Here is a 19,761-nt window from a genome sequence, read left to right as displayed (position 1 = left end):
GGCTCATGGGTGCAAGGTGGTGGTTGGATCGAGAGGGGTATGGCAAGCATCTGCTGGTCAAGCCACATAAAACTTGTTCAAGGGATGGGGCTCGGTCGTGTATTCCATTGAGACAATTGAGATTGTCAAACTGCTCAATAGCTGAACATCAATCTCACAGCTCTCCGGAACGTATATGTAGATATCATCCGGCCTGGTATAGGCAGCTACGCTTATGCCTCCCTGCTTTCTAATGGCGAACGTATGAATGACTGATTTTTTAACATCGGGCTGAATCTTCAGGACGCATTTCACAACCCGATCAAACTCTAAAAAGTCATCCGGAACATGGAGAGAAAAGATCTTCCCAATAGGGAACTGTAAAAAGTGGCAGCCGCCGACAAATTTAAGATAAGTCTCACCTGAAAGAGTTTTGACGAAACCGAATTCATCAAGGGTCTCCTGGTCAGACACATTCAGAAAATCGACATTGCTTCCCACAGCAGCCCCTCTCCTCCTTTGATGCGGTATAAAATGTTGCGTTCGCCGCGCCGTATCCCGGCCCTTCGCTTGGGCTCAGTGCGTTCGCCGCTGCAATCGATTCACTGGATCGATTGCTGCCGCCTTTGGCGGCACCGCGGCTCACCCACCCGCAATCCCCAAGAGTTCGGCATCCAGCGCCTTCAGATAATCGCCGGCGATTTCGGCGCTGAAGCCGAGGTCGTGCTGGCCGTAGCGGGAGGCGACGCGGATGTCGACGAAGGTGGTTTCGGCCTCTTCGCGCAGCCGGATGATCATATCGAAGCGCAGGCCGAGGATCAGCGTGCGGGTGGTCGCCTGCAGCGTCACGCCGTTGGCGCCACGGATCAGCTTGGCGACGTCGTCGTCATAGGGGCGCGGCGTCGGCACGGGAATGATGCCGGGCGCGTCGGTCACGGCATCGTCGCCGGGGGCGGGCTTTGCCGGCCTGTCCTCGAGATCGCGGTCCGGCTCGCTCGTGCCGGTGCTCTTGACGATCGTAAAGCCGCTCTGCTTCGCGACCTTGCGCACCGCCTCCAGCACGCGGTCGAGCGCGCCTTCGTAACGCCGGCCGGTCAGTTCGGGATAGGCTGAAATCTGCTTTTCGCGATCCTCGGGCGTCACGAGATTGCGCTTCAGCCAGATCTGATCGGCCTTCGGCGGCGACAGCCAGTCCGGTTCCGAGACCGGATCGGTGGAGACGTCATAGATGTCAGGCAGCGTCAGGTAACGCTCGGCGGCAAAGGCGCCGATGCCGAGTGGAAAGGCGGCGTAGATCAGCGCGGCAAGGGCGGCCAGCCCGCCTTCGGCCCCGGTCATCCAGAGGCTGCGCAGGCCGATTGCGGCAAGCAGGGCGGCAAGCAGCGCGAAGCCGGCGGCGGTGAACAGCAGCAGCACGAGATAGGGCGTGGCGAGCCCCCCGAAGCGATGGGCGATCAGCACGGCCAGCGCCAGAACCAGCGAAAATGCCCCGAGCAGCCGCGAAAAGCGGGCGGCGCTGGAAACGGGGCGGTCGTAGCGGATGGCCATCAAACTTACCGGTTGCTCGTCAGCGCCGCGTCCTCAACCACGCAAATCGCCATGTCCCTGTTTAGTGCAAGATTCGGCTGAATTGAAACTGTTGTCTCGGAATATCAGATGGAATTCAGCGGAGACCGCCGGGCAATCGGCCGCCCACTTTCATAAGCCCTTGCTGATATGTAAAAAAAAGGCCATTCTGCCGCGGTTTCATCTCCGAGGTCATGTACAGGAGAGACGGGATGATTTCACCCGAGATAACAGCAAGGCCGCAGGCGTCTGCGCTTGGCGGGATCGACCACACCGAACCGGCGCTGCCGATGGAGCTCGTCGAGCTCGAACTTTCACTCGAAGGTTATGCCGGCGGCGATGCCGGCTTCTGCGAGGCGGTGCGCCAAGCAGCCGGCCGTTCCGGCGGCGAATTGCTGTTCGACCTGCCGGCCGCCGGCCTGATCGAGGATTGCCGCCGCATCGCAGTGCTGCGCATTCCCGATGGCGAGAACATGCGCGTCGTGCTGGCGCTGCTCGATCAGAACGGCACCGAGATCCGCATGCAGGCGCCCGACGAGGACACCGCGCATCTCGTGCGTTTCGCCGATGCCTTCATCGAGGTGCTGGAGCGGATCTGAGTGTCATTGTTGAGATTCAACGCCGCTCGGCCGCGGCTTCCGCCAGGCTGCGGAAGGGGAACTTGCGGCCGCACTCGCACTTGATCATGAAGCTTTCCTGGTGATTGGCGGCGCGCTGCACGCCAAAGCCGCGCGGCAGCTGATCGACCTTGAAATCCGGGTGCTTGCGCTTGGGATCATCGATTTCCGAAGCCTCGGCAAAACCCGCATTGCCGCATTGCGGGCAGTTCAGTTTCTTCGAAAATCGATCGCGGATGGCCATGCTCGTTCCAATATTTGCAAGCCCCTCATACAGAGGAATCGCCGGCGGCGAAAGTGGAACCATCTGCCTGGGCTGCCGTTCCTTTTTTCAAAAGGAGGCGATCATGCCCAACAGAGACCCGATACCGAATGCCGATACCCCACGCGGCCCGACGCCAACACCCGGCATTCCCGACCGAACCCAGGAAAAACCACCGCTGACACCGGCGCAGGACCCCGGCGATACGAAAAACCCGCAAGACCCGCCGCTCGATCCCGCGCTGCTGCCGATCGGGGATCCGGCGGGGGCGGCGTGAAAGCCTGATGAGAGCGCATACTCACGCTCCTCCTTCCTGTCCTCAGGGCTTTACCCGAGGGATGTCACAGGAATGAGGGAGAATGAGGAGAGTGCCCTCGGCCGATCTCCCCCCTTGTGGGGGAGATGTCCGGCAGGACAGAGGGGGGTGCCCCTGCCGCTACGCGAACCAAAACAAAGGGCACGATCACCATAATTGATAGTATGAAAGCCGTCCGACTGCGACGCACTGAGGGCTTTGAACCCCCCTCTGCCCTGCCGGGCATCTCCCCCACAAGGAGGGAGATCGGCAGGTGGCCGGCGCCTCGCGAAAAACGGGCGCTTCTCCTGGGGCGGCAGTCGCAACTTGACGCCAACACCCGAATGGCATTTCCTCCGGGAAAAGCAAGGAATACCCCGATGCGCATCCCTCTTATCTTCACCCTCCTCGCCACCATCACTGGCCTTTCCGCCTGTCAGACGATGACGCCGGAGGAGCGGCGGGCGGCGGATGAGCAGCGGTGCCTGAGCTATGGTTTCCGCCGCGGCACGGATGGGTTTGCCACCTGCCTGCAGCGCATCGATCTCGACCGGCGGGCCGAATCGCGGGCTGCGAGCGCGGAGATGATGGACCGCATGGCCTGGGATCTGAACGGGCCCTATGTCTACCGCGACCGCTGGCGCTATCGTCACTGACGAGCCCGGCTTACCTGCTCGCGGCAATGACCGCCTGTGCCGCCGCCAATCTGGCGATCGGCACGCGAAACGGCGAGCAGGAGACGTAATCGAGGCCGATCGTTTCGCAGAAGCGGATCGAGGCCGGGTCGCCGCCGTGTTCGCCGCAGATGCCGAGCTTCATGTCGTTGCGGGTGCGCCGGCCGCGTTCGGCAGCGATGCTGATCAGCTCCCCGACACCGTCGAAATCGAGCGAGATGAACGGGTCGTGCTCGATGATGCCCTTGCGCTGGTAGGTAGGGATGAAGGCCGACGCATCGTCGCGCGAGATGCCGAAAGTGGTCTGCGTCAGGTCGTTGGTGCCGAAGGAGAAGAATTCGGCCGCCTCGGCGATCACATGGGCGCGAAGGGCCGCACGCGGCAGCTCGATCATCGTGCCGACGAGATAATCGATCTTCATGCGGGCCTCGCGCATGACATCGCCGGCGATGGCATCGATGCAGGCCTTGACGTAATCGAGCTCGGAGCGCAGGCCGACGAGCGGCACCATGATCTCGGGCACGACGGCCGCTCCGGTCTCCTGGGCGGCCGCCACCGCCGCCTCGAAGATGGCACGGGCCTGCATTTCGACGATCTCGGGATAGGAGATCGCCAACCGGCAGCCGCGATGGCCGAGCATCGGGTTGAACTCGTGCAGCGCGTCGACGCGCTGGCGCAGCGCTAAGGGCTCCATGCCCATGGCGAAGGCGACCTCGGCCACCTCGTCGTCGGTCTTCGGCAGGAATTCGTGCAGCGGCGGATCGAGCAGTCGGATCGTTACCGGCAGGCCGTGCATGACGGTGAAGAGGCCGGTGAAATCCAGGCGCTGCATCGGCAGGAGCTTGTCGAGCGCCAGCCGCCTGCCCTTCTCATCCTCGGCAAGGATCATCTCGCGCATGACATGGATGCGCTCGCCCTCGAAGAACATGTGCTCGGTGCGGCAAAGGCCGATGCCTTCGGCGCCGAAAGAGCGGGCGGCGCGGGCATCGGCCGGCGTATCGGCATTGGTGCGGACCGTCATGCGCCGGACACGGTCGGCCCAGCCCATGATGCGGCCGAAATCGCCCGACAGTTCCGGCTGGATCATCGGCACCTCGCCCTTCAGCACCTGGCCGGCGGAGCCGTCGATGGTGATGATATCGCCCTTCTTCAGCGTCACGCCGATGCCGAGCAGCCGCTCGTTGCGGCTATCGATGCGCATGGTGCCGGCGCCGACGACGCAGGGAATGCCCATGCCGCGGGCGACGACCGCCGCATGGCTGGTCATGCCGCCGCGCGTCGTCAAAATGCCTTCGGCGGCATGCATGCCGTGAATATCCTCCGGGCTGGTTTCGACCCGCAGCAGGATGACCTTGCGGCCTTCCGATTCCGCCTCGACCGCCTCCTCGGCGGTGAAGACGATGGCGCCGGTCGCAGCCCCCGGTGAGGCCGGCAGGCCGGTGCCGATCACCTGGCGGTTGACGCGCGGATCGATCGTCGGATGCAGGAGCTGATCGAGGCTCGAAGGTTCGATGCGCAGCACCGCCTCCTCCTCGGTGATCACTTTCTCATCGACCATGTCGACGGCAATCTTCATGGCCGCCCGGGTCGAGCGCTTGCCGGAGCGGGTCTGCAGCATCCACAGCTTGCCGCGCTCGATGGTGAACTCGATATCCTGCATGTCGCGGTAATGGATCTCGAGCTCGGAACAGATGCGGCTGAGCTCGTGGAAGGCCTCCGGCATCAGCTTTTCCATCGAGGGCTTGTCGGAGCCGGAGGAAAGCCGCCCCTCCTCGGTGATGCTGTGCGGGGTGCGGATGCCGGCAACGACATCCTCCCCTTGCGCATTGACGAGGAATTCGCCGTAGAGCGCCTTTTCGCCGGTCGAAGGGTTGCGGGTGAAGGCAACGCCGGTCGCCGACGAATTGCCGAGATTGCCGAATACCATCGCCTGAATATTGACGGCTGTGCCCCAGCCTTCCGGAATATTGTGCAGCTGGCGATAGGTGACGGCGCGCGCGCTCTTCCAGCTGGAAAAGACCGCGCCGACCGCGCCCCAGAGCTGGACTTCCGGATCCTGCGGGAAGTGCTGTCCCAGTTCCTCCTCGATCAGCCTTTTGTATAGGGAGACGATATGCTGCCATTCGGTGGCGCTGAGTTCGGTATCTAATTCATGGCCGAGCTTGGCCTTTTCGTCTTCGAGGATCTCCTCGAAGGCGTCGTTGCCGAGGCCCATGACGACGTCGGCATACATCTGGATGAAGCGGCGGTAGCTGTCCCAGGCAAAACGCGCGTCGCCGGCATCGTGGCCGAGCGCCTGCACGGTCTCGTCATTGAGGCCGAGATTGAGCACCGTGTCCATCATGCCGGGCATCGAGACGCGGGCGCCGGAGCGCACCGAAAGCAGCAGCGGCTGGCTGGTGGAGCCGAAATGGCGGCCGGTGATCGCCTCGATCGCGGCTATGCCGTCGCGCACCTCGGCCTTCAGCCGCTCGTCGATATGGCCGCCATTTTTATAATAGGTGTCGCAGGCATCGCTGACGATCGTCAGTCCCGGCGGAACGGGAAGGCCGAGCGCACACATTTCGGCGAGATTGGCGCCCTTGCCGCCGAGCATCTCATGGTCGCGCGCGCCGCCCTCAGCCTGCCCGTCGCCGAACCTGTAGACCCACTTGGTCATCTTCCCCCCAACACCACGGAAGGATCAGCGTGATCCCTCAGCTGTCGACAACGCCGCCAACTTCTCTTTCGTCATGCTCGGCCTTGTGCCGAGCATCTGCATCCGCTTGATAGGGCAGCAGATCCTCGGCACAAGGCCGAGGATGACGCCGAGTAGAAAGCGACGTCCGTCAACAAACTTAGGAATTAGCTTAATGCCTTGGTGTTGAAATGAAAATCCACAAATGCGGCGAAAATGCTGCGGCGCACAATAATTTTCGCAATCAAGCGGTCGAAGGCCTGAACCGCACCTGATGTGAACAAGGCATAAAAAAAGCTTTGCGGGACTGCAACAATGTCCCGCAAAGCCTTGTTTCCGTCCGGCCAGGAAAACCGGACGGGGGGTCCCTCAACCCAGGACGGTTCATGGAACCGCCCTGATCTTCGTTTGTGCAATACCTCAGGATTTCCCGGGATTGCTCAAACACCTTCCGGGTCCTTGCCCTCTACCCGGAAAGCGCATCGCAAATTCGACAATGCACAACGCTGACCGCCCGCTTTTCAGCAAAGTCATCAGGTTGCGTTGAAACAACTTCTAATGCAAGTCAGAGAAAAGAGCATCATCCAAATGGGGTACGGACCCCAAGACAGCCGACCTTTTTTGGTGTTTATCGCCGAATGCGGGAAAATTGCGCGCGATTTGTGCGGAGTCCGTCTCGAGCGCGAGTCCCGACGGGCCGGTGAACAACCGCCTCGTCGTCGATGCGACCCTCTCGAAACGAGACGGCGGTGAGTGTCGGAATCCCGTTGGGCCACACGTCTTCAATGCAGACTAGCGATGGAGAAAGCGATGACGATCACCATTACCGCCTTTGAACGTTCGCCCGATCGCGGCCGCGGCCTGGCGCGCGACATGCGGGTTCGCTGGGCGCTCGAGGAAGCGGGCCAGCCCTATGAGGTTCGCCTCGTCTCATTCGAGACGATGAAGCAGCCGGCGCATCTGGCGCGCCAGCCTTTCGGGCAGATCCCGACCTATGAGGAAGGCGATCTTACCCTGTTCGAATCCGGCGCGATCGTCCTGCATATCGCCGAGCGTCATGGCGGCCTGTTACCTAGGGATGCCGACGGCCGGGCGCGGGCGATCGCCTGGATGTTTGCCGCGCTCAATACGGTGGAGACGCCGATCTTCGAGCACAGCCTCGCCAGGATCCTCGAGCGCGACGAACCATGGTACGAGCAGCGCCTGCGCGCCCTCGAGGGCAGCATCCGCAAACGGCTGGACAGTCTTGCCGCTCATCTCGGCGACGCCGACTGGCTCGATGGCACCTTCAGCGCCGGTGACTTGCTGATGGTGTCGGTGCTGCTGCGGCTGAAGTCAGCCAATATCCTCGACGATTATCCGAGCCTCGCCGCCTATGTCGCCCGCGGCGAAGCGCGCCCGGCCTATCAACGCGCATTCGCCGCGCAGCTCGCGGTCTTCCAGGCCGCCTCGGCGGGCTGATCCCAGGCGGGCCGGTGTCAGGGCCGAGCCTATCCGCGCAAGGCGTGCGAGCAGCTGGGCGACCTCGGCAGCAGAACGGCGACGGATCCGAACGGAAATGCAATGACGCGCCCCACCGGTCCGCGCCTCCTGCCGCTCCGTCCCCTCAATCTCCGTCATCCCAGGCCTTGAGCCTCGGATCCACGGGCTGGCGCTGGTGGATGCCGCATGGATCCTCGGGTCAAGCCCGAGGAGGACGGAGGGTGGGGTGACAGCCGCAGCAAAACAGCGGCGGACGGATCCACAGCCTCCTCGCAAGGCCTCAGGCGATTTCGCGCAGGCGCTCGGCCGTCTGCAGGTCGACGGAGACGAGGGTGGAGACGCCCTGCTCGGCCATGGTGACGCCGAAGAGGCGGTTCATGCGGGCCATGGTGATCGGATTGTGGGTGATGATGACGAAGCGGGTTTCGGTCGACGCCGCCATTTCGTCCATCAGGTTGCAGTAGCGCTCGACATTGTGGTCGTCGAGCGGCGCGTCCACCTCGTCGAGCACACAGATCGGCGCCGGATTGGTGAGGAAGACGGCAAAGATCAGCGCCATCGCCGTCAGCGCCTGCTCGCCGCCCGAGAGCAGCGTCATCGTCTGCGGCTTCTTGCCGGGCGGCCGCGCCAGGATTTCGAGGCCGGCTTCGAGCGGATCGTCGGATTCGATCAGTTGGAGCTCGGCCGTGCCACCGCCGAACAGATGGGTGAACAGCCTCTGGAACTGGCCGTTGACGACGTCGAAGGCGGCGACCAGGCGCTCGCGGCCCTCGCGGTTCAGACTCTGGATGGCGCCGCGCAGCTTGCGGATCGCGTCGATGACGTCGTCGCGCTCCTTGATCAGGGCTTCGAGCTTTTCGCTCAGCTCCTTCTGCTCCTCGTCGGCGCGCAGGTTGACGGCGCCGAGCCGCTCGCGCTCCATCTTCAACCGCTCGAGATCGCGCTCGACCTCGCGCGGATCGGGCAGCGCCTGCATCGGCTGCAGCCCGGCGAGCCGCAGTGCTTCATGCGGCGGCACGTTCAGCGCCTCGCGAATGCGGATCTCGCTTTCGTGCCGCCGTTCGCGGGCCGAGACCAGGCGCTCCTCGGCGCGGCCGCGGCGTTCGCGGTATTCGGCAAGCTCGGAAAGCGCGGTCGCCGCCTTATGATCGGCCTCGCGCTGGATGCGTTCGGCCTCGGCCAGCAGATCACCGGCATTGCGGCGCGCCTCCTCGGCCTTCTGCAATTCGCTGAGCAGGGCGCGGCGCTTGTCGTCGAATTCATCCGGCGCCATTTCCAGATCGGCCGCCTCTTCGCGCGCCTCTTCCTCGCGCTCGCGCAGCGTGGCGACATGATCCTCGCCGCTTTCCGCCCGCTGGCGCCAGGTTTCGCGCTCCTGGCCGATCGCGATGATGCGGCGCTGGCGGGCCTCGTTTTCCCTTGCCAGGCTTTCATGGCGGGCGCGGGCTTCAGCGAGCGCGCCGCGGTCGGTCGCGACCTCCGCCTGCTGGAAGCGCAGCCGCTCATCGATCTCGGTCAGATCGGGCGCATCCTCCAGCTCGATGCGGGCATTTTCCTCCTGGATGCCGATCTCTTCCAATTGCGCGCCAAGCTGGCTCGCGGCCTCGCTGACGACGTCGCGGCGGCGGATCAGATCACCGGAAGCACGCTCGGCGGCAGCCAGCGCCTCGCGCGCTTCAGCCAGATGACGCGCCGACAGCCGGCTCATGTCGCGGGCCTCGGCCAGCCGCCGCTCCTCGATGCGGATCGCTTCGGCCGCCGCTGTCTGCCGCTCCTCGGCCTCGGCAAGCACGTCGCGGGCGATTGCCGCTTCGCTTTCGAGTTCGGCCAGGCGGTTTTTCTGGGCAAGGCGCAGCGCTGCTGCGCTCGGGGCGTCGGCGCCGGTGACATGGCCGTCCCAGCGATAGACGGCGCCCTCTTTCGTCACCAGCCGCTGGCCGGGTTTCAGCGCCGCCATCAGCGCCCGCGCGTCGCCCTCGCCGACCAGGCCGATCTGGCGCAGGCGGCGGGTGAGAGCTGATGGCGCGCTGATATGGACGATGAGCGGCGTGGCGCCCGCGGGAAGCGCGGGATCGGCGGCGCCATCGCCATTGACAGACCAATAGGCCGGCGCCTCGGCATCAAGCGGCGATTCCAGATCGTCGCCGAGTGCTGCACCCAGCGCCGTTTCGAAGCCGCGATCGACCTTCAGCTCCTCGGCCACCGGCGGAAACTTGCCGGCCGCCGCACCGGCGGCGAGCATGCGGGAAATGGTGCGGGCCTCGGTTTCCAGCGCGTTCAGGCCGGCGCGGGCCTGATCCACCGGGGCGCGCGACAATGCCTCGGCCTGGCGGGCGGCGGCGAGCGCCTGTTCAACCGTCTGGGCCGCGGCTTCGGCATCGGCAAGTGCGATCTCGCCGGCCTCGACGATCGCGCGTTTTTCGTCCGGGTCGGGCAGGCCCGATATCTTCTCGCCGATGGCCGACAATTCCCCGTTCGCCTCGTGCATCTGCCGTTCCAAACGCATGCGGCGGTCGGCCAGATCGCGGATGGCGCGCTCCAGCTGGTTGCGGCCGGCGGCGGCTTCCGCGCGCTCGGCCGTCAGTTGGGTGAAGACGCGTTCGCTGTCGGCAAGTTTTGCCGCCGCCCCTTCGAAGGCTTCGCGGCTCTCCTCGGCATGGCGGCCGGAATCGGCCAGCACCTCTGAAATCTCGACCTCTTCGGCGTCGAGCTTGGCGAGGATGACGGCATTGTCGGCCACCAGCCGCTCCTCGCGGCGGATATCCTCGGCAAGCTGGGCGAGACGGCGGGTCAGTTCGTCGCGGCGGCGCAGGATGCGGCCGGCATCCTCCTCCAGCTGGCTCCTGGCGATCTGCAGGCGCTGCAGGGCGGCGGCGGCACGCGCCTCGCCCTCGCGCAGTTCCGGCAGCTTCAGGCTGGCGATGCCCTGGCTTTTCGCGGCCTCCATCTGGATCTGCGCCTTTTCGGCGACGATGACGGTTGCCTGGTTGAGGGCGCTGTCGGCCTCGGCCTCGGCTTCCTTGGCCTGCACCCAGCGAATATGCAGCAGCATCGCCTCGCGGGCGCGGATATCGGCCGACAGCGTCTTGAAGCGGTTGGCCTGGCGGGCCTGGCGCTTCAGGCTCTCGATCTGGCTTTCGAGCTGCGAGGTGACGTCGTCGAGACGTTCGAGATTGGTTTCGGCGGCGCGCAGCCGCAGTTCGGCCTCGTGGCGGCGCGAATGCAGGCCGGAGATGCCGGCCGCCTCTTCAAGGAGCTGGCGGCGGGCCTGCGGCTTTGCTTGGATCAGCTCGCCGATGCGGCCCTGGCCGACCATCGACGGCGAGCGGGCGCCGGTGGAGGCGTCGGCAAACAGCAGCTGCACGTCCTTGGCGCGGCTTTCCTTGCCGTTGATGCGATAGAGCGAGCCCTGCTCACGCTCGATGCGGCGGGTGACCTGGATCTCGTCGGCATCGTTGAAGGCGGCAGGCGCGGTGCGCTCGCCATTGTCGAGATAAAGCGCCACTTCGGCGGTGTTGCGGGCCGGGCGGTTTCCCGAGCCGGAAAAGATCACGTCGTCCATGCCGGAGGCGCGCATGTTCTTGTAGGAATTCTCGCCCATCACCCAGCGCAGCGCTTCGACGAGGTTGGACTTGCCGCAGCCGTTCGGGCCGACGACACCGGTCAGCCCCCGCTCAATGATGAATTCCGTCGGCTCGACGAAGGATTTGAAGCCGACCAGGCGCAGCTTGTTGAACTTCATGCAGAAGCTCCGGGGCGCTCAGAGGGCTTGGACCCCCCCTCTGCCCTGCCGGGCATCTCCCCCACAGGTGGGGAGATCGGCAAGCGGCTAGGCCTTTCCCAAACAATGGAGCGCTTACGCGGCGCAGTCGTGAGAGGGGTCACGATGGATGAGACGTCTCCCCCAGCCGATCTCCCCCCTTGTGGGGGTCCGAAGGACGGGTCGAGACCCGTGGCTCGACCCCGGGTCCGGCAGGACAGAGGGGGGTGTTCCCCGCCACTACGCAGCCACAAAAAAACGGGCGCACAGCTTTCGCCGTCGCCCGTTGTGGTCGAACGATCCGGTTCAGATGAGGCTGTCGATGAGCTTCGACATGGTGTCAACCGGCATGTCTCCAGAATAGCGCTTGCCATTGATGAGGAAGGTTGGCGTGGCGTTGACGCCGAAATCCTTCGATCCCCTTTCCCGCGTGGCGTTCACTTCATCCAGAAGCTTCTGGTTCGTCAAGCATTTCGTGAAGCTATCCTCAGTAAATCCGGCAAGCTTCGACATCTGCAGCAGTGCGGCGCGGCCGTCATCGGCGGCGGCCCAGACCTGCTGCTGCTTGAACAGCATGGAAACCATCGGGAAATACTGTTCCGGCGTGCTGAGCTGCTCCGGATTGGACGCGCTGCAGCGGGCGAGCATGAAGGCGGCCGCGGCGCGCGGATCGAAGGGGAATTCGCGGATGATGAACTGCACCTTGCCGCTGTCGACATATTTCTGCTTGATGGCGTCGAAGGTGGTGTTGTGGAAATGGGCGCAATGCGGGCAGGTCATCGACATATATTCGACGATCTTGACCGGGGCATCGGCCTTGCCCAGCGCCATCTCCGGCAGCGCGCCGGGTTTCAGCACCTCGGCCATATCGACATCGCCGTCGGACTGAGGCATGTCGGTCCCCGAGGTGGCCGCCGTCTGCATGGTGTCGACATTGGTGCCGTCGGCCATGGTCTTGCCGGAAGACGACGCATCGGCAGCGTCCTTGCTGTCGTTGCAGGCGGCAAGCGCTGCGGCAGCTGCGGCGATGGCGATCCCACCCAGGAGGCGGCGTTTCGTCAGTTGCATTTCGGACATCTGCATGGGTTCCCCATAGGTAATGAGAGTGACGGCGTGACTGTGCGATATAACGCCTGACGGCCGCTCACAAGCCACGGTGAACCAACTTCCTTCAAAGAATTGTGACCGTGATGGGACCGAGAGCCCGAAATGCGTGATTCTCAGTTTCGGTGGAAGGCCGAAGGCGTATTCCGGCCAGCGTAGAACAGCCTCAGCACTTGTACCCGATGCTTGGTGATCCGGTAAGCAATGGTCACACGCCGTTCGAATACCAAAATGCGGACGCCCGGAGCAAAATCCTCGCGCGGTGATCCCCTTTCCGGCATGTCTTCCAACTGATGACAGAATTGTCTCAGCCGGCGAATGAATTCGATCGCCGCCGGAAAATTATCGGCAGCAACGAATTCATAAATATCAAACGGATCCTTCTCCGCCCTGGGGCGAAACGCGACCTTAAACGCCACCGCGCCCAGCCTTCACGCGTTCGGCATGGAGATGTTCGAGCCGCTCAAACACCGTATCGGCATCAATATCCGAACCCGGATCGTCGATAGCCTCGCGAATTTTCTGGCGCATGATTTCGTCGATCGCATCTTCTTCCCGGTCGAGCGCGCGCAAAGCAGCTCGGATAACCTCGCTTGCAGAGCTATAGGCACCCGATTGCAGCCGGGCGTCCAAGCTTTTCTGCTGGCTGCCGAGCGTGACCGTAATGGGTTTGCTGCTGCGCATCCTGTGCCTCCGTCAGATGATTACAGTGTAATACACCCGTGGAGCACTTCAAGTGAAGTTTAACATTTGGCGCAGTTCATCGTCCCCGCTTGCCCATCACCGCGGTGCCCAGCCGCTGGATCGCCTGGCGCAGCTTGTCGCCCTCGATCCCCTCCATCATGCCTTCCAGCTTGCGGGCGGCTTCGCCCTTCAGCGGCTGCGGGGTGCGGGAGCGGCGGGCGAGATTTGAGACCGGCTTTTGGACGATGCGGATCTGGTGGACGGCGGCGAAGCCGAAGAAGCTGTTGATGCGCTGGATCAGTTCGCCCTGGGCATGGGTGAGGAAAAGCGCGCGGGCGCCTTCGCAGGCGATCGTCAGCACGCCGGGACGGAAGCTGCCGTCATCGCCGCCGCCGCGGGCCCAGGCGATCTTTTCCGGGCGGGTGCAATCGGCGAAATCCTCGCCGGCGATTTCGCTCCAGGAGCCAAGCAGAGCCGTGTTGATGCCGGCGCGGCGCGCCAGGACGGGATCGATCAGCCCGTTCGCCAGCTCGGAAATCTGCTTTGCACCTTTGCGTGGATAACTCATCGAAAACCTTGGGCGCTGCCGCGAAGTGACGGGACCGACTTGATCGCGCGGCATTGCTTCGCCAAGTATAGGCACTTCCCCCGATCCCGGCAAATCATGACGATCACGACACTCGACACGCCCTCCGCCAAGCCCCTGCTCGACTGGTACGACCGCCACCACCGCGATCTGCCCTGGCGCATCTCACCCGGCATGGCGACGCGCGGCGTCAAACCCGATCCCTATCGTGTCTGGCTTTCCGAAGTGATGCTGCAGCAGACGACAGTGCAGGCGGTCAAACCCTATTTCGAGAAGTTTCTTGAGCGTTGGCCCGAAGTGACCGATCTGGCCGCGGCCGAGAACGACGCTGTCATGGCCGCCTGGGCGGGGCTCGGCTATTACGCCCGCGCCCGCAATCTGAAGAAATGCGCCGAGGCGGTTGCAAAGGAGCATGGCGGCGTCTTTCCCGACACCGAAGAGGGATTGAAGTCGCTTCCCGGCATCGGCGATTATACGGCAGCAGCCGTCGCGGCGATCGCCTTCAACCGGCAGGCTGCCGTGATGGATGGCAATGTCGAGCGGGTGATTTCAAGGCTTTATGCGATCGAAACGCCCCTTCCGGCCGCCAAGCCGGCGATGAAGGCGAAGGTGGCGCTGCTGACGCCGTCAGGCCGGCCCGGCGATTTCGCCCAGGCAATGATGGATCTCGGAGCGACGATCTGCACGCCGAAGCGGCCGGCCTGTTCGCTCTGTCCGTTCCGCAATGCCTGTCAGGCACTGAAGCATTCCGATCCCGAGCTCTTTCCGGTCAAGGCGGCGAAGAAGGAAAAGCCGGTGCGCCATGGCGCTGCTTTCGTCGCGGTGAGCGGCGATGGCGAGATCCTGCTGCGGCGGCGCGCCGAAAGCGGGCTGCTCGGCGGAATGACCGAGGTACCGACGACCGCCTGGACGGCGCGGCTCGACGGCGAGACCTCTTCTGCGGCCGCGCCCTTCGAGGCGGCCTGGCAGGCCTGCGGCACCGTGATCCATGTCTTCACCCATTTCGAGCTCCGGCTGTCGATCTGGCGGGCGGCAATCCCCGCAAAGCCGAAGCCGAATGATGGCGTGAATGACGAATGGTGGGAGCCGGTTACAAATCTTGAAGCCCAGGCGCTGCCGACCATCATGAAAAAAGCAATTGCAGCGGCTATTCCTCTCGCATTCAAAACAGCCAAGGCATGACCATGACGACTGAGATAAAACATATCGTTTTCGATATCGGCAAAGTCCTTATTCATTACGATCCGCATCTTCCCTTCGCCCGCCTCATCCCTGATGAGACCGAACGCAACTGGTTCTTCGCCAATATCTGCACCCACGACTGGAACGTCGAGCAGGACCGCGGCCGCACCTGGGAAGAGGCCGAGGCGCTGCTGATCGAGCAGCACCCTGCCCGCGAAGAGCACATCCGCGCTTTCCGCAAACACTGGCACGAGATGGTGCCGCACGCCTATGCCGAGAGCGTCGCAATCATGGAAGGGCTGATCGCCGAAGGCCGCGACGTGACGATGCTGACCAATTTTGCCTCCGACACCTTTCGCGAGGCGCAGCAGCGCTTCCCCTTCCTCACGCTGCCGCGCGGCGTCACCGTTTCCGGCGATGTTGGCCTGATCAAGCCGGATATTGCCATTTACGAGACGCATACGAACAGCTTCGGCCTCGATCCGAAGGCAACGATCTTCATCGACGACGCGCCTGTTAATGTCGAAGGCGCCAAGACGTTCGGCTGGAACGCGGTGCTGTTTTCGGGCGCCGAGAAGCTGCGCAGCGATCTCGCCGTTTACGGATTGAAGGTCTGAGACCATGGCTTTCGACCCGGCAGAGGAAATCGAGCGCTTCCACGCCGCCATCAACGCTCTCGATTTTCCCGCAATCGAGGCCTATTTCGCCGAGGACGCGACCTATGTCTCGAACGGCGTCGGCAGCCTTTCCGGGCGGAGCGAGATCATGGCCGCGTTCCGCCGCTATTTCGACGATTATCCCGATCAGACGGCCGGGAATTCGTTGGTGGAGCGGCTGACGCCCCTCTCCGGCCGCGCGGTCTGGTCGCTCCGCGCCACCCACAGCCGGACCGGCAAGCCGCTGATCCGCGAGGGCGAGGAGACGATCACCTTCAATGAAGACGGCCGGATTACGCGGGTCGAAGTCACCGACTATCACCAGTTCTGATCATCGCGCTTCCCCGCTCAAATAGAAGACGCCCGAGGCTCGAGCCCCGGGCGCCTTGGCCTTCTTCCGCAACTGGAGGAAACCGGAAGAAGGTATCTCGATCCCGCGAAGGCGCTGCTCAATCCACCTTTGCCAGATCACTGCGGATGACGGACCTGAGATCGTCGATCGGGCGCAGGGATTGCCCGTCTTCGAAATGCCAGAAGGTCCATCCGTTGCAAGCATCGAGGCCCTGCACCTTGGCGCCGAGACGATGAATGGAGCCGGCCTCGCCGCCTGAGGCTACCGTGCCGTCGGCGCGAACGATGGCGCTGTAGCGGCGTTTGGCGTCGGTCAGCACCTGGCCGGGCTTGATCAGGCCGCTTTCGACCAGCACGTTGAAGGCGACGCGAACCTCGGCCTTCTTGCCGGTCATGACGGTCAGCTCCGCCTTCCCCAGCGGCTCGACGGCGGCGATGCGGGCGGAGGCCGCATCGATATAATCCTGCTCGCGCTCGATGCCGACGAAGTGGCGGCCGAGACGCTTGGCGACGGCGCCCGTCGTGCCGGAGCCGAAGAAGGGATCGAGCACGATATCGCCTGGTTTGGTCGAGGCCATGATGACGCGGGCAAGCAGCGCTTCCGGCTTCTGCGTCGGATGCACCTTCTTGCCGTCCTCGCCCTTCAGCCGCTCGTTGCCGTTGCAGATCGGGAACAGCCAGTCCGAGCGCATCTGCACGTCGTCATTGGCGGCCTTCATCGCATCGTAATTGAAGGTATAGCCCTTGGCCTTGGCATTGGGGCTTGCCCAGATCATCGTCTCATGGGCGTTCTGAAAGCGGCGGCCCTTGAAATTCGGCATCGGATTGGTCTTGCGCCAGATGATGTCGTTGAGGATCCAGAAATTCAGATCCTGCAGCGTCGCGCCGACGCGGAAGATATTGTGATAGGAGCCGATCACCCAGATCGAGCCCGTCGGCTTCAGCACGCGGCGGCAGGCGAGCAGCCAGGCGCGGGTGAAGGCGTCATAAGCCTCGAAGGAGGCGAACTGGTCCCATTCGTCATCGACCGCATCGACCAGCGACTGGTCGGGACGATGCAGCGATCCGCCGAGCTGGAGATTATACGGCGGGTCGGCGAAGATCACGTCGACGGAGTGGTTGGGCAAGGCTTCAAGGGCGCTCACGCAGTCGCCCTTGATGATCGTGTCAACCCAGGAGTCCGCCTTGGCGGAAGCCTTGAGGTCGGCAAGCGGAAAAACTGACGCCATTCTGATACTCACTCATACGCTGTACGCTTAACTCTCCGTTATGGTTACCCAACTTAGTTACCAAAGCCTGAAGCGCTGGCTGATTTCGGGAATTTATTGTGGCGGCCACCCCTTCCCTCATCACGCGGCGTCATGAACCCTGCGGCTGTCGGCCGGCGCCTCGTCGCGTTCGAACATGCCGTAATCGCGCACCACATTGGCGATCCGCAGCCGGTAATCGGCGAAGACGCCGCTGCGGCCGGCTTGCTGGGCGGCTCGGTGCGCCTCGAGGTTCCGCCATTTTCTAACGGCCTCCTCGTCGCGGAAGAAGGAGAGCGACAAAAGCTTGCCGCGGTTGGTCAGGCTCTCGAACCGCTCGATCGAGACGAAGCCGTCGATCTTTTCGAGCTCGGCGCGCAGCTCGCCGGCGAGATCGAGATATTTGTGGCGTTCGCCCATATAGGGCACGACTTCGAAGATGACGGCGATCATGGCAGCACCAGCCTGGCGTGAGGAGCGGAGACGTTTTTCAGGAAGATGCGGTCCTCCTTGAGGATGAAACGCTCGCGTCTGGAAAATTCATAATTCTCGCGGCCGAGCGGATCGGCGGCCAGCCTGGCGCGATAGGCCTCGTAGGCGGCGAGGCTTTCGATGTTGTAGACGCCGTAAGCGGTCGTCGCCGATCCCTCGTGCGGGCCGAAATAGCCGATCAGGTCGGCGCCGTTTTTCGGGATGGCCTGACCCCAGTTGCGGGCATATTCGGCAAACGCCTCCTTCTTGAAGGGATCGACCTCATAACGGATGAAGCAGGTGATCATCGGTTTCTCCTTTGTGCCTGCCCGTTTTCGCACATTGCCTGACGGCGATGCTTCGGTTACGATCGAACTATGAAGGAAGGTCCTGACATTGCGCAGATCGGTGCGCTGATCGGCGATCCGGCGCGGGCCAACATGCTGGCGGCGCTGACCGGCGGGCGGGCGCTGACGGCGACCGAGCTTGCCGGCGTCGGCGGCATTACGCTGCAGACGGCGAGCACCCATCTTGCCAAGCTCGAAGCCGGCGGCCTGCTGGCCCAGCGCAAGCAGGGACGTCACCGCTATTTCACGCTCGCCGATGAAGCCGTCGCCCGGCTGATCGAAAGCATGATGGGCTTTGCCGCCGGGCGCGGGCATCTGCGCCACCGGCCGGGACCGAAGGAGCCGGCGCTGCGCAAGGCGCGCATCTGCTACGATCACTTGGCCGGCGATTACGGCGTGCGCATGCTCGACAGCCTGATCGCCTCAGGCGCGATCGAGGCGGTCGGAGACGGCCTGTCGCTGACCGAAAAGGGCGAAAGCGATCTTAAGCGCATCGGCATCGACGTCGGCAATCTCAGATCCTCGCGCCGCCCGCTCTGCCGCTCCTGCCTCGACTGGAGCGAAAGGCGGGCCCATCTGGCCGGCAGCCTCGGCAAGGCGCTGCTGTCAAGCTTCCTCGACAAGGGCTGGGCCCGGCGCACCGCCGAGAGCCGCTCGATTATCTTTTCGCCGGAAGGCGACCGACAGTTCCTGAGGCTGTTTCCGGTCGAAACGTAGAGCAAATCCATCGGAGGGATGGGGTTGCCGTTATTACGCCTGCCCGATCAGAGAGAGGAAACCTACGAGAACATCTCCGCTTGCAATAACGCTTCTGCAATGCAGATCAAAAGTCTGCATCCTGCGCTTCGGGCAGAACGATCACATTCCTTCCTGTCTGATTTTTTGCCATTCGCGCGAGCGTCGGCAAAAACTGTTCTTCTGTGAACGCGATGTCGATCGTGGCGCGAGGTGACCGCCTTCTGATTGACTTTGCAAACCCTTCAAAATCATGACGCACGATCTTATCCGGCTGCCCATTATCGCACCACTCCCGGACCCACCAAACCCAAAAATCTGCCGCTTGCAAAGGTGGAGCGGTTTTGTCGTTTTCGAATACTGGAATTGCTGCGTAACGGTCCCGAATATCGCTCGGTCGATGAGCGATGTACTCCGCCCACATCCGCTCGACGGATTTTCTGTCTGACGTCTCGTCCATATGAAATTGAACTACCTCATTCTGCGGAATGACTCGATCGAGCTGCGGCCGTTCTAAATGGAACTTGTCCATAAGACACCGAAAGGCGATCCAGTAGTAGTTTTGCCGGTCCCATTCCATCGCAGCTCCTGGAACGTAAATGCGCTTCAGCGCGCGGTTGAATTCTGACCTGTTGAAGCGAGCGGATATAAAGACGGGTACGTGCTCGCTAATGACAGAATAGAAAAAGCCGACATCTTCCAAGCGGTTCGCCATCTCGGCCATGTGAAAATACCGATGGCCCCGAGCATCAACGCGGCCAAATCGCTGTGCAAACAAGCGCCATTCGCCGGAGAACGTTGCCCAATCCCGATCTGTCGCAATGCAGCCGCCGATCACGTAAGCATCGCCATCTGGCGTGTAGCTTTCATCGATGTAACCATGCCAACCCAAGATGGCGCTCCCTCGCTCCTCCTATGCTCTATCACCTTCTGGCTCTCCCCTTCAAACCAGAGCGCAGCCCGCGATGTTGATCGACTTACGGACGGGGACTCGGGCGGTCCATCAACTCCTTACTTTGCTCTCGTCCTGCTTTTTTTGCAGCTGGTCCGTTCCGCGGTCTGATGTCGCTTGCCAGATGACATCAT

General features: G+C 63.0%; 22 protein-coding genes. 8 read left to right on the top strand and 14 right to left on the bottom strand.

Annotated features, from left to right (window positions below; all coding sequences use genetic code 11):
* Nucleotides 1-57: 57 nt before the first annotated feature.
* Nucleotides 58-480 (bottom strand): hypothetical protein, encoded by a 423-nt coding sequence (locus tag AMK00_RS05125; protein ID WP_064809767.1) that lies wholly within the window; start codon nt 478-480, stop codon nt 58-60.
* A gap of 141 nt (nt 481-621) precedes the next feature.
* Entirely contained in the window at nt 622-1,527 is a 906-nt protein-coding gene (locus tag AMK00_RS05120; RefSeq protein WP_064809766.1) for a DUF1499 domain-containing protein, read from the bottom strand.
* A gap of 230 nt (nt 1,528-1,757) precedes the next feature.
* On the opposite strand from AMK00_RS05120, the gene AMK00_RS05115 reads away from it, so the two are divergent.
* A complete protein-coding gene (locus tag AMK00_RS05115) occupies nt 1,758-2,144 on the top strand; it encodes a hypothetical protein (protein WP_064800966.1) in 387 nt (128 codons plus the stop codon).
* Between the two features lie 16 nt (nt 2,145-2,160).
* Here AMK00_RS05115 and AMK00_RS05110 read toward each other — a convergent pair whose 3' ends face one another.
* Nucleotides 2,161-2,406 (bottom strand): hypothetical protein, encoded by a 246-nt coding sequence (locus AMK00_RS05110; RefSeq protein ID WP_064800965.1) that lies wholly within the window; start codon nt 2,404-2,406, stop codon nt 2,161-2,163.
* 103 nt (nt 2,407-2,509) lie between these two features.
* Here AMK00_RS05110 and AMK00_RS05105 point away from each other — a divergent pair, with 103 nt between their 5' ends.
* Nucleotides 2,510-2,701, top strand: a complete 192-nt coding sequence (locus tag AMK00_RS05105) for a hypothetical protein (RefSeq protein WP_041678836.1) — start codon at nt 2,510-2,512, stop codon at nt 2,699-2,701.
* A gap of 398 nt (nt 2,702-3,099) precedes the next feature.
* Complete coding sequence (locus AMK00_RS05100; RefSeq protein ID WP_064809765.1) at nt 3,100-3,375, top strand: hypothetical protein; 276 nt, start codon at nt 3,100-3,102, stop codon at nt 3,373-3,375.
* Nucleotides 3,376-3,385: 10 nt separating this feature from the next.
* Here the strand turns inward: AMK00_RS05100 and ppdK are convergent, their stop codons facing one another.
* Together ppdK and AMK00_RS32405 are read right to left on the bottom strand one after the other, a co-directional pair.
* Nucleotides 3,386-6,052, bottom strand: coding sequence for a pyruvate, phosphate dikinase (gene ppdK / locus AMK00_RS05095; RefSeq protein WP_064809764.1), 2,667 nt, complete (start codon nt 6,050-6,052; stop codon nt 3,386-3,388).
* 185 nt (nt 6,053-6,237) lie between these two features.
* Complete coding sequence (locus AMK00_RS32405) at nt 6,238-6,396, bottom strand: hypothetical protein (RefSeq protein WP_164517758.1); 159 nt, start codon at nt 6,394-6,396, stop codon at nt 6,238-6,240.
* 484 nt (nt 6,397-6,880) lie between these two features.
* Between AMK00_RS32405 and AMK00_RS05090 the strand changes: the two genes are divergently transcribed.
* On the top strand, nt 6,881-7,531 hold the full coding sequence (locus tag AMK00_RS05090; RefSeq protein ID WP_064809763.1) for a glutathione S-transferase family protein: 651 nt from the start codon (nt 6,881-6,883) through the stop codon (nt 7,529-7,531).
* Nucleotides 7,532-7,832: 301 nt separating this feature from the next.
* On the opposite strand, the gene AMK00_RS05085 is transcribed toward AMK00_RS05090, so the two are convergent.
* The 5 genes from AMK00_RS05085 to AMK00_RS05065 all read right to left on the bottom strand — a co-directional run bounded on the left by AMK00_RS05085 (nt 7,833) and on the right by AMK00_RS05065 (nt 13,668).
* Entirely contained in the window at nt 7,833-11,294 is a 3,462-nt protein-coding gene (locus tag AMK00_RS05085; protein WP_064809762.1) for a chromosome segregation SMC family protein, read from the bottom strand.
* A gap of 324 nt (nt 11,295-11,618) precedes the next feature.
* Entirely contained in the window at nt 11,619-12,389 is a 771-nt protein-coding gene (locus AMK00_RS05080; RefSeq protein WP_406869898.1) for a DsbA family protein, read from the bottom strand.
* Nucleotides 12,390-12,532: 143 nt separating this feature from the next.
* Entirely contained in the window at nt 12,533-12,835 is a 303-nt protein-coding gene (locus AMK00_RS05075) for a type II toxin-antitoxin system RelE/ParE family toxin (protein WP_064800959.1), read from the bottom strand.
* Complete coding sequence (locus AMK00_RS05070) at nt 12,825-13,100, bottom strand: type II toxin-antitoxin system ParD family antitoxin (RefSeq protein WP_064800958.1); 276 nt, start codon at nt 13,098-13,100, stop codon at nt 12,825-12,827. Before AMK00_RS05070 ends, AMK00_RS05075 begins: the two co-directional genes overlap by 11 nt.
* A gap of 76 nt (nt 13,101-13,176) precedes the next feature.
* A complete protein-coding gene (locus AMK00_RS05065; RefSeq protein ID WP_064805944.1) occupies nt 13,177-13,668 on the bottom strand; it encodes a DUF721 domain-containing protein in 492 nt (163 codons plus the stop codon).
* 96 nt (nt 13,669-13,764) lie between these two features.
* On the opposite strand from AMK00_RS05065, the gene mutY reads away from it, so the two are divergent.
* Genes mutY through AMK00_RS05050 form a run of 3 tightly spaced genes read left to right on the top strand, consistent with a single transcriptional unit; the run spans nt 13,765 to nt 15,855 of the window.
* The gene (mutY, locus tag AMK00_RS05060) at nt 13,765-14,868 is read left to right on the top strand and encodes an A/G-specific adenine glycosylase (protein ID WP_064800957.1); all 1,104 of its coding nucleotides are present in this window, start codon (nt 13,765-13,767) and stop codon (nt 14,866-14,868) included.
* A 2-nt stretch (nt 14,869-14,870) separates the two neighbouring features.
* On the top strand, nt 14,871-15,485 hold the full coding sequence (locus AMK00_RS05055) for an HAD family hydrolase (RefSeq protein ID WP_064805943.1): 615 nt from the start codon (nt 14,871-14,873) through the stop codon (nt 15,483-15,485).
* Between the two features lie 4 nt (nt 15,486-15,489).
* Complete coding sequence (locus tag AMK00_RS05050; protein WP_064800956.1) at nt 15,490-15,855, top strand: nuclear transport factor 2 family protein; 366 nt, start codon at nt 15,490-15,492, stop codon at nt 15,853-15,855.
* A 118-nt stretch (nt 15,856-15,973) separates the two neighbouring features.
* On the opposite strand, the gene AMK00_RS05045 is transcribed toward AMK00_RS05050, so the two are convergent.
* The 3 genes from AMK00_RS05045 to AMK00_RS05035 form a co-directional block, all read right to left on the bottom strand.
* Nucleotides 15,974-17,104 (bottom strand): site-specific DNA-methyltransferase, encoded by a 1,131-nt coding sequence (locus AMK00_RS05045; RefSeq protein WP_064800955.1) that lies wholly within the window; start codon nt 17,102-17,104, stop codon nt 15,974-15,976.
* A 120-nt stretch (nt 17,105-17,224) separates the two neighbouring features.
* The gene (locus tag AMK00_RS05040; RefSeq protein ID WP_064800954.1) at nt 17,225-17,575 is read right to left on the bottom strand and encodes an antibiotic biosynthesis monooxygenase family protein; all 351 of its coding nucleotides are present in this window, start codon (nt 17,573-17,575) and stop codon (nt 17,225-17,227) included.
* Nucleotides 17,572-17,901, bottom strand: a complete 330-nt coding sequence (locus AMK00_RS05035) for an NIPSNAP family protein (protein WP_064809761.1) — start codon at nt 17,899-17,901, stop codon at nt 17,572-17,574. The genes AMK00_RS05040 and AMK00_RS05035 overlap by 4 nt, the downstream gene beginning before the upstream one ends.
* Before the next feature lie 69 nt (nt 17,902-17,970).
* Here AMK00_RS05035 and AMK00_RS05030 point away from each other — a divergent pair, with 69 nt between their 5' ends.
* Entirely contained in the window at nt 17,971-18,657 is a 687-nt protein-coding gene (locus AMK00_RS05030; protein WP_064800952.1) for an ArsR/SmtB family transcription factor, read from the top strand.
* Between the two features lie 106 nt (nt 18,658-18,763).
* Here the strand turns inward: AMK00_RS05030 and AMK00_RS05025 are convergent, their stop codons facing one another.
* Nucleotides 18,764-19,567 (bottom strand): DUF3800 domain-containing protein, encoded by an 804-nt coding sequence (locus tag AMK00_RS05025; RefSeq protein ID WP_064800951.1) that lies wholly within the window; start codon nt 19,565-19,567, stop codon nt 18,764-18,766.
* Nucleotides 19,568-19,761: the final 194 nt, after the last annotated feature.

It is taken from the genome of Rhizobium sp. N621 (genome assembly GCF_001664325.1).
In the GTDB taxonomy this organism is placed as follows: Bacteria; Pseudomonadota; Alphaproteobacteria; order Rhizobiales; family Rhizobiaceae; genus Rhizobium; species Rhizobium esperanzae.
Note: the sequence above shows the minus strand (reverse complement) of the source record. Positions and strands in the feature narration are given on the sequence as shown.

Excerpts from the sequence above, each read along its gene's own strand:
- AMK00_RS05050 (WP_064800956.1), top strand. The coding sequence starts at position 15,490 with ATGGCTTTCGACCCGGCAGAGGAAATCGAGCGCTTCCACGCCGCCATC.
- AMK00_RS05090 (WP_064809763.1), top strand. The coding sequence starts at position 6,881 with ATGACGATCACCATTACCGCCTTTGAACGTTCGCCCGATCGCGGCCGC.
- mutY (WP_064800957.1), top strand. The coding sequence starts at position 13,765 with ATGACGATCACGACACTCGACACGCCCTCCGCCAAGCCCCTGCTCGAC.
- AMK00_RS05045 (WP_064800955.1), bottom strand. The coding sequence starts at position 17,104 with ATGGCGTCAGTTTTTCCGCTTGCCGACCTCAAGGCTTCCGCCAAGGCG.
- AMK00_RS05105 (WP_041678836.1), top strand. The coding sequence starts at position 2,510 with ATGCCCAACAGAGACCCGATACCGAATGCCGATACCCCACGCGGCCCG.
- AMK00_RS05100 (WP_064809765.1), top strand. The coding sequence starts at position 3,100 with ATGCGCATCCCTCTTATCTTCACCCTCCTCGCCACCATCACTGGCCTT.
- AMK00_RS05055 (WP_064805943.1), top strand. The coding sequence starts at position 14,871 with ATGACGACTGAGATAAAACATATCGTTTTCGATATCGGCAAAGTCCTT.
- AMK00_RS05120 (WP_064809766.1), bottom strand. The coding sequence starts at position 1,527 with ATGGCCATCCGCTACGACCGCCCCGTTTCCAGCGCCGCCCGCTTTTCG.
- AMK00_RS05035 (WP_064809761.1), bottom strand. The coding sequence starts at position 17,901 with ATGATCACCTGCTTCATCCGTTATGAGGTCGATCCCTTCAAGAAGGAG.
- AMK00_RS05065 (WP_064805944.1), bottom strand. The coding sequence starts at position 13,668 with ATGAGTTATCCACGCAAAGGTGCAAAGCAGATTTCCGAGCTGGCGAAC.
- AMK00_RS05030 (WP_064800952.1), top strand. The coding sequence starts at position 17,971 with ATGAAGGAAGGTCCTGACATTGCGCAGATCGGTGCGCTGATCGGCGAT.
- AMK00_RS05080 (WP_406869898.1), bottom strand. The coding sequence starts at position 12,389 with ATGTCCGAAATGCAACTGACGAAACGCCGCCTCCTGGGTGGGATCGCC.
- AMK00_RS05110 (WP_064800965.1), bottom strand. The coding sequence starts at position 2,406 with ATGGCCATCCGCGATCGATTTTCGAAGAAACTGAACTGCCCGCAATGC.
- ppdK (WP_064809764.1), bottom strand. The coding sequence starts at position 6,052 with ATGACCAAGTGGGTCTACAGGTTCGGCGACGGGCAGGCTGAGGGCGGC.
- AMK00_RS05085 (WP_064809762.1), bottom strand. The coding sequence starts at position 11,294 with ATGAAGTTCAACAAGCTGCGCCTGGTCGGCTTCAAATCCTTCGTCGAG.
- AMK00_RS05115 (WP_064800966.1), top strand. The coding sequence starts at position 1,758 with ATGATTTCACCCGAGATAACAGCAAGGCCGCAGGCGTCTGCGCTTGGC.
- AMK00_RS05070 (WP_064800958.1), bottom strand. The coding sequence starts at position 13,100 with ATGCGCAGCAGCAAACCCATTACGGTCACGCTCGGCAGCCAGCAGAAA.
- AMK00_RS05040 (WP_064800954.1), bottom strand. The coding sequence starts at position 17,575 with ATGATCGCCGTCATCTTCGAAGTCGTGCCCTATATGGGCGAACGCCAC.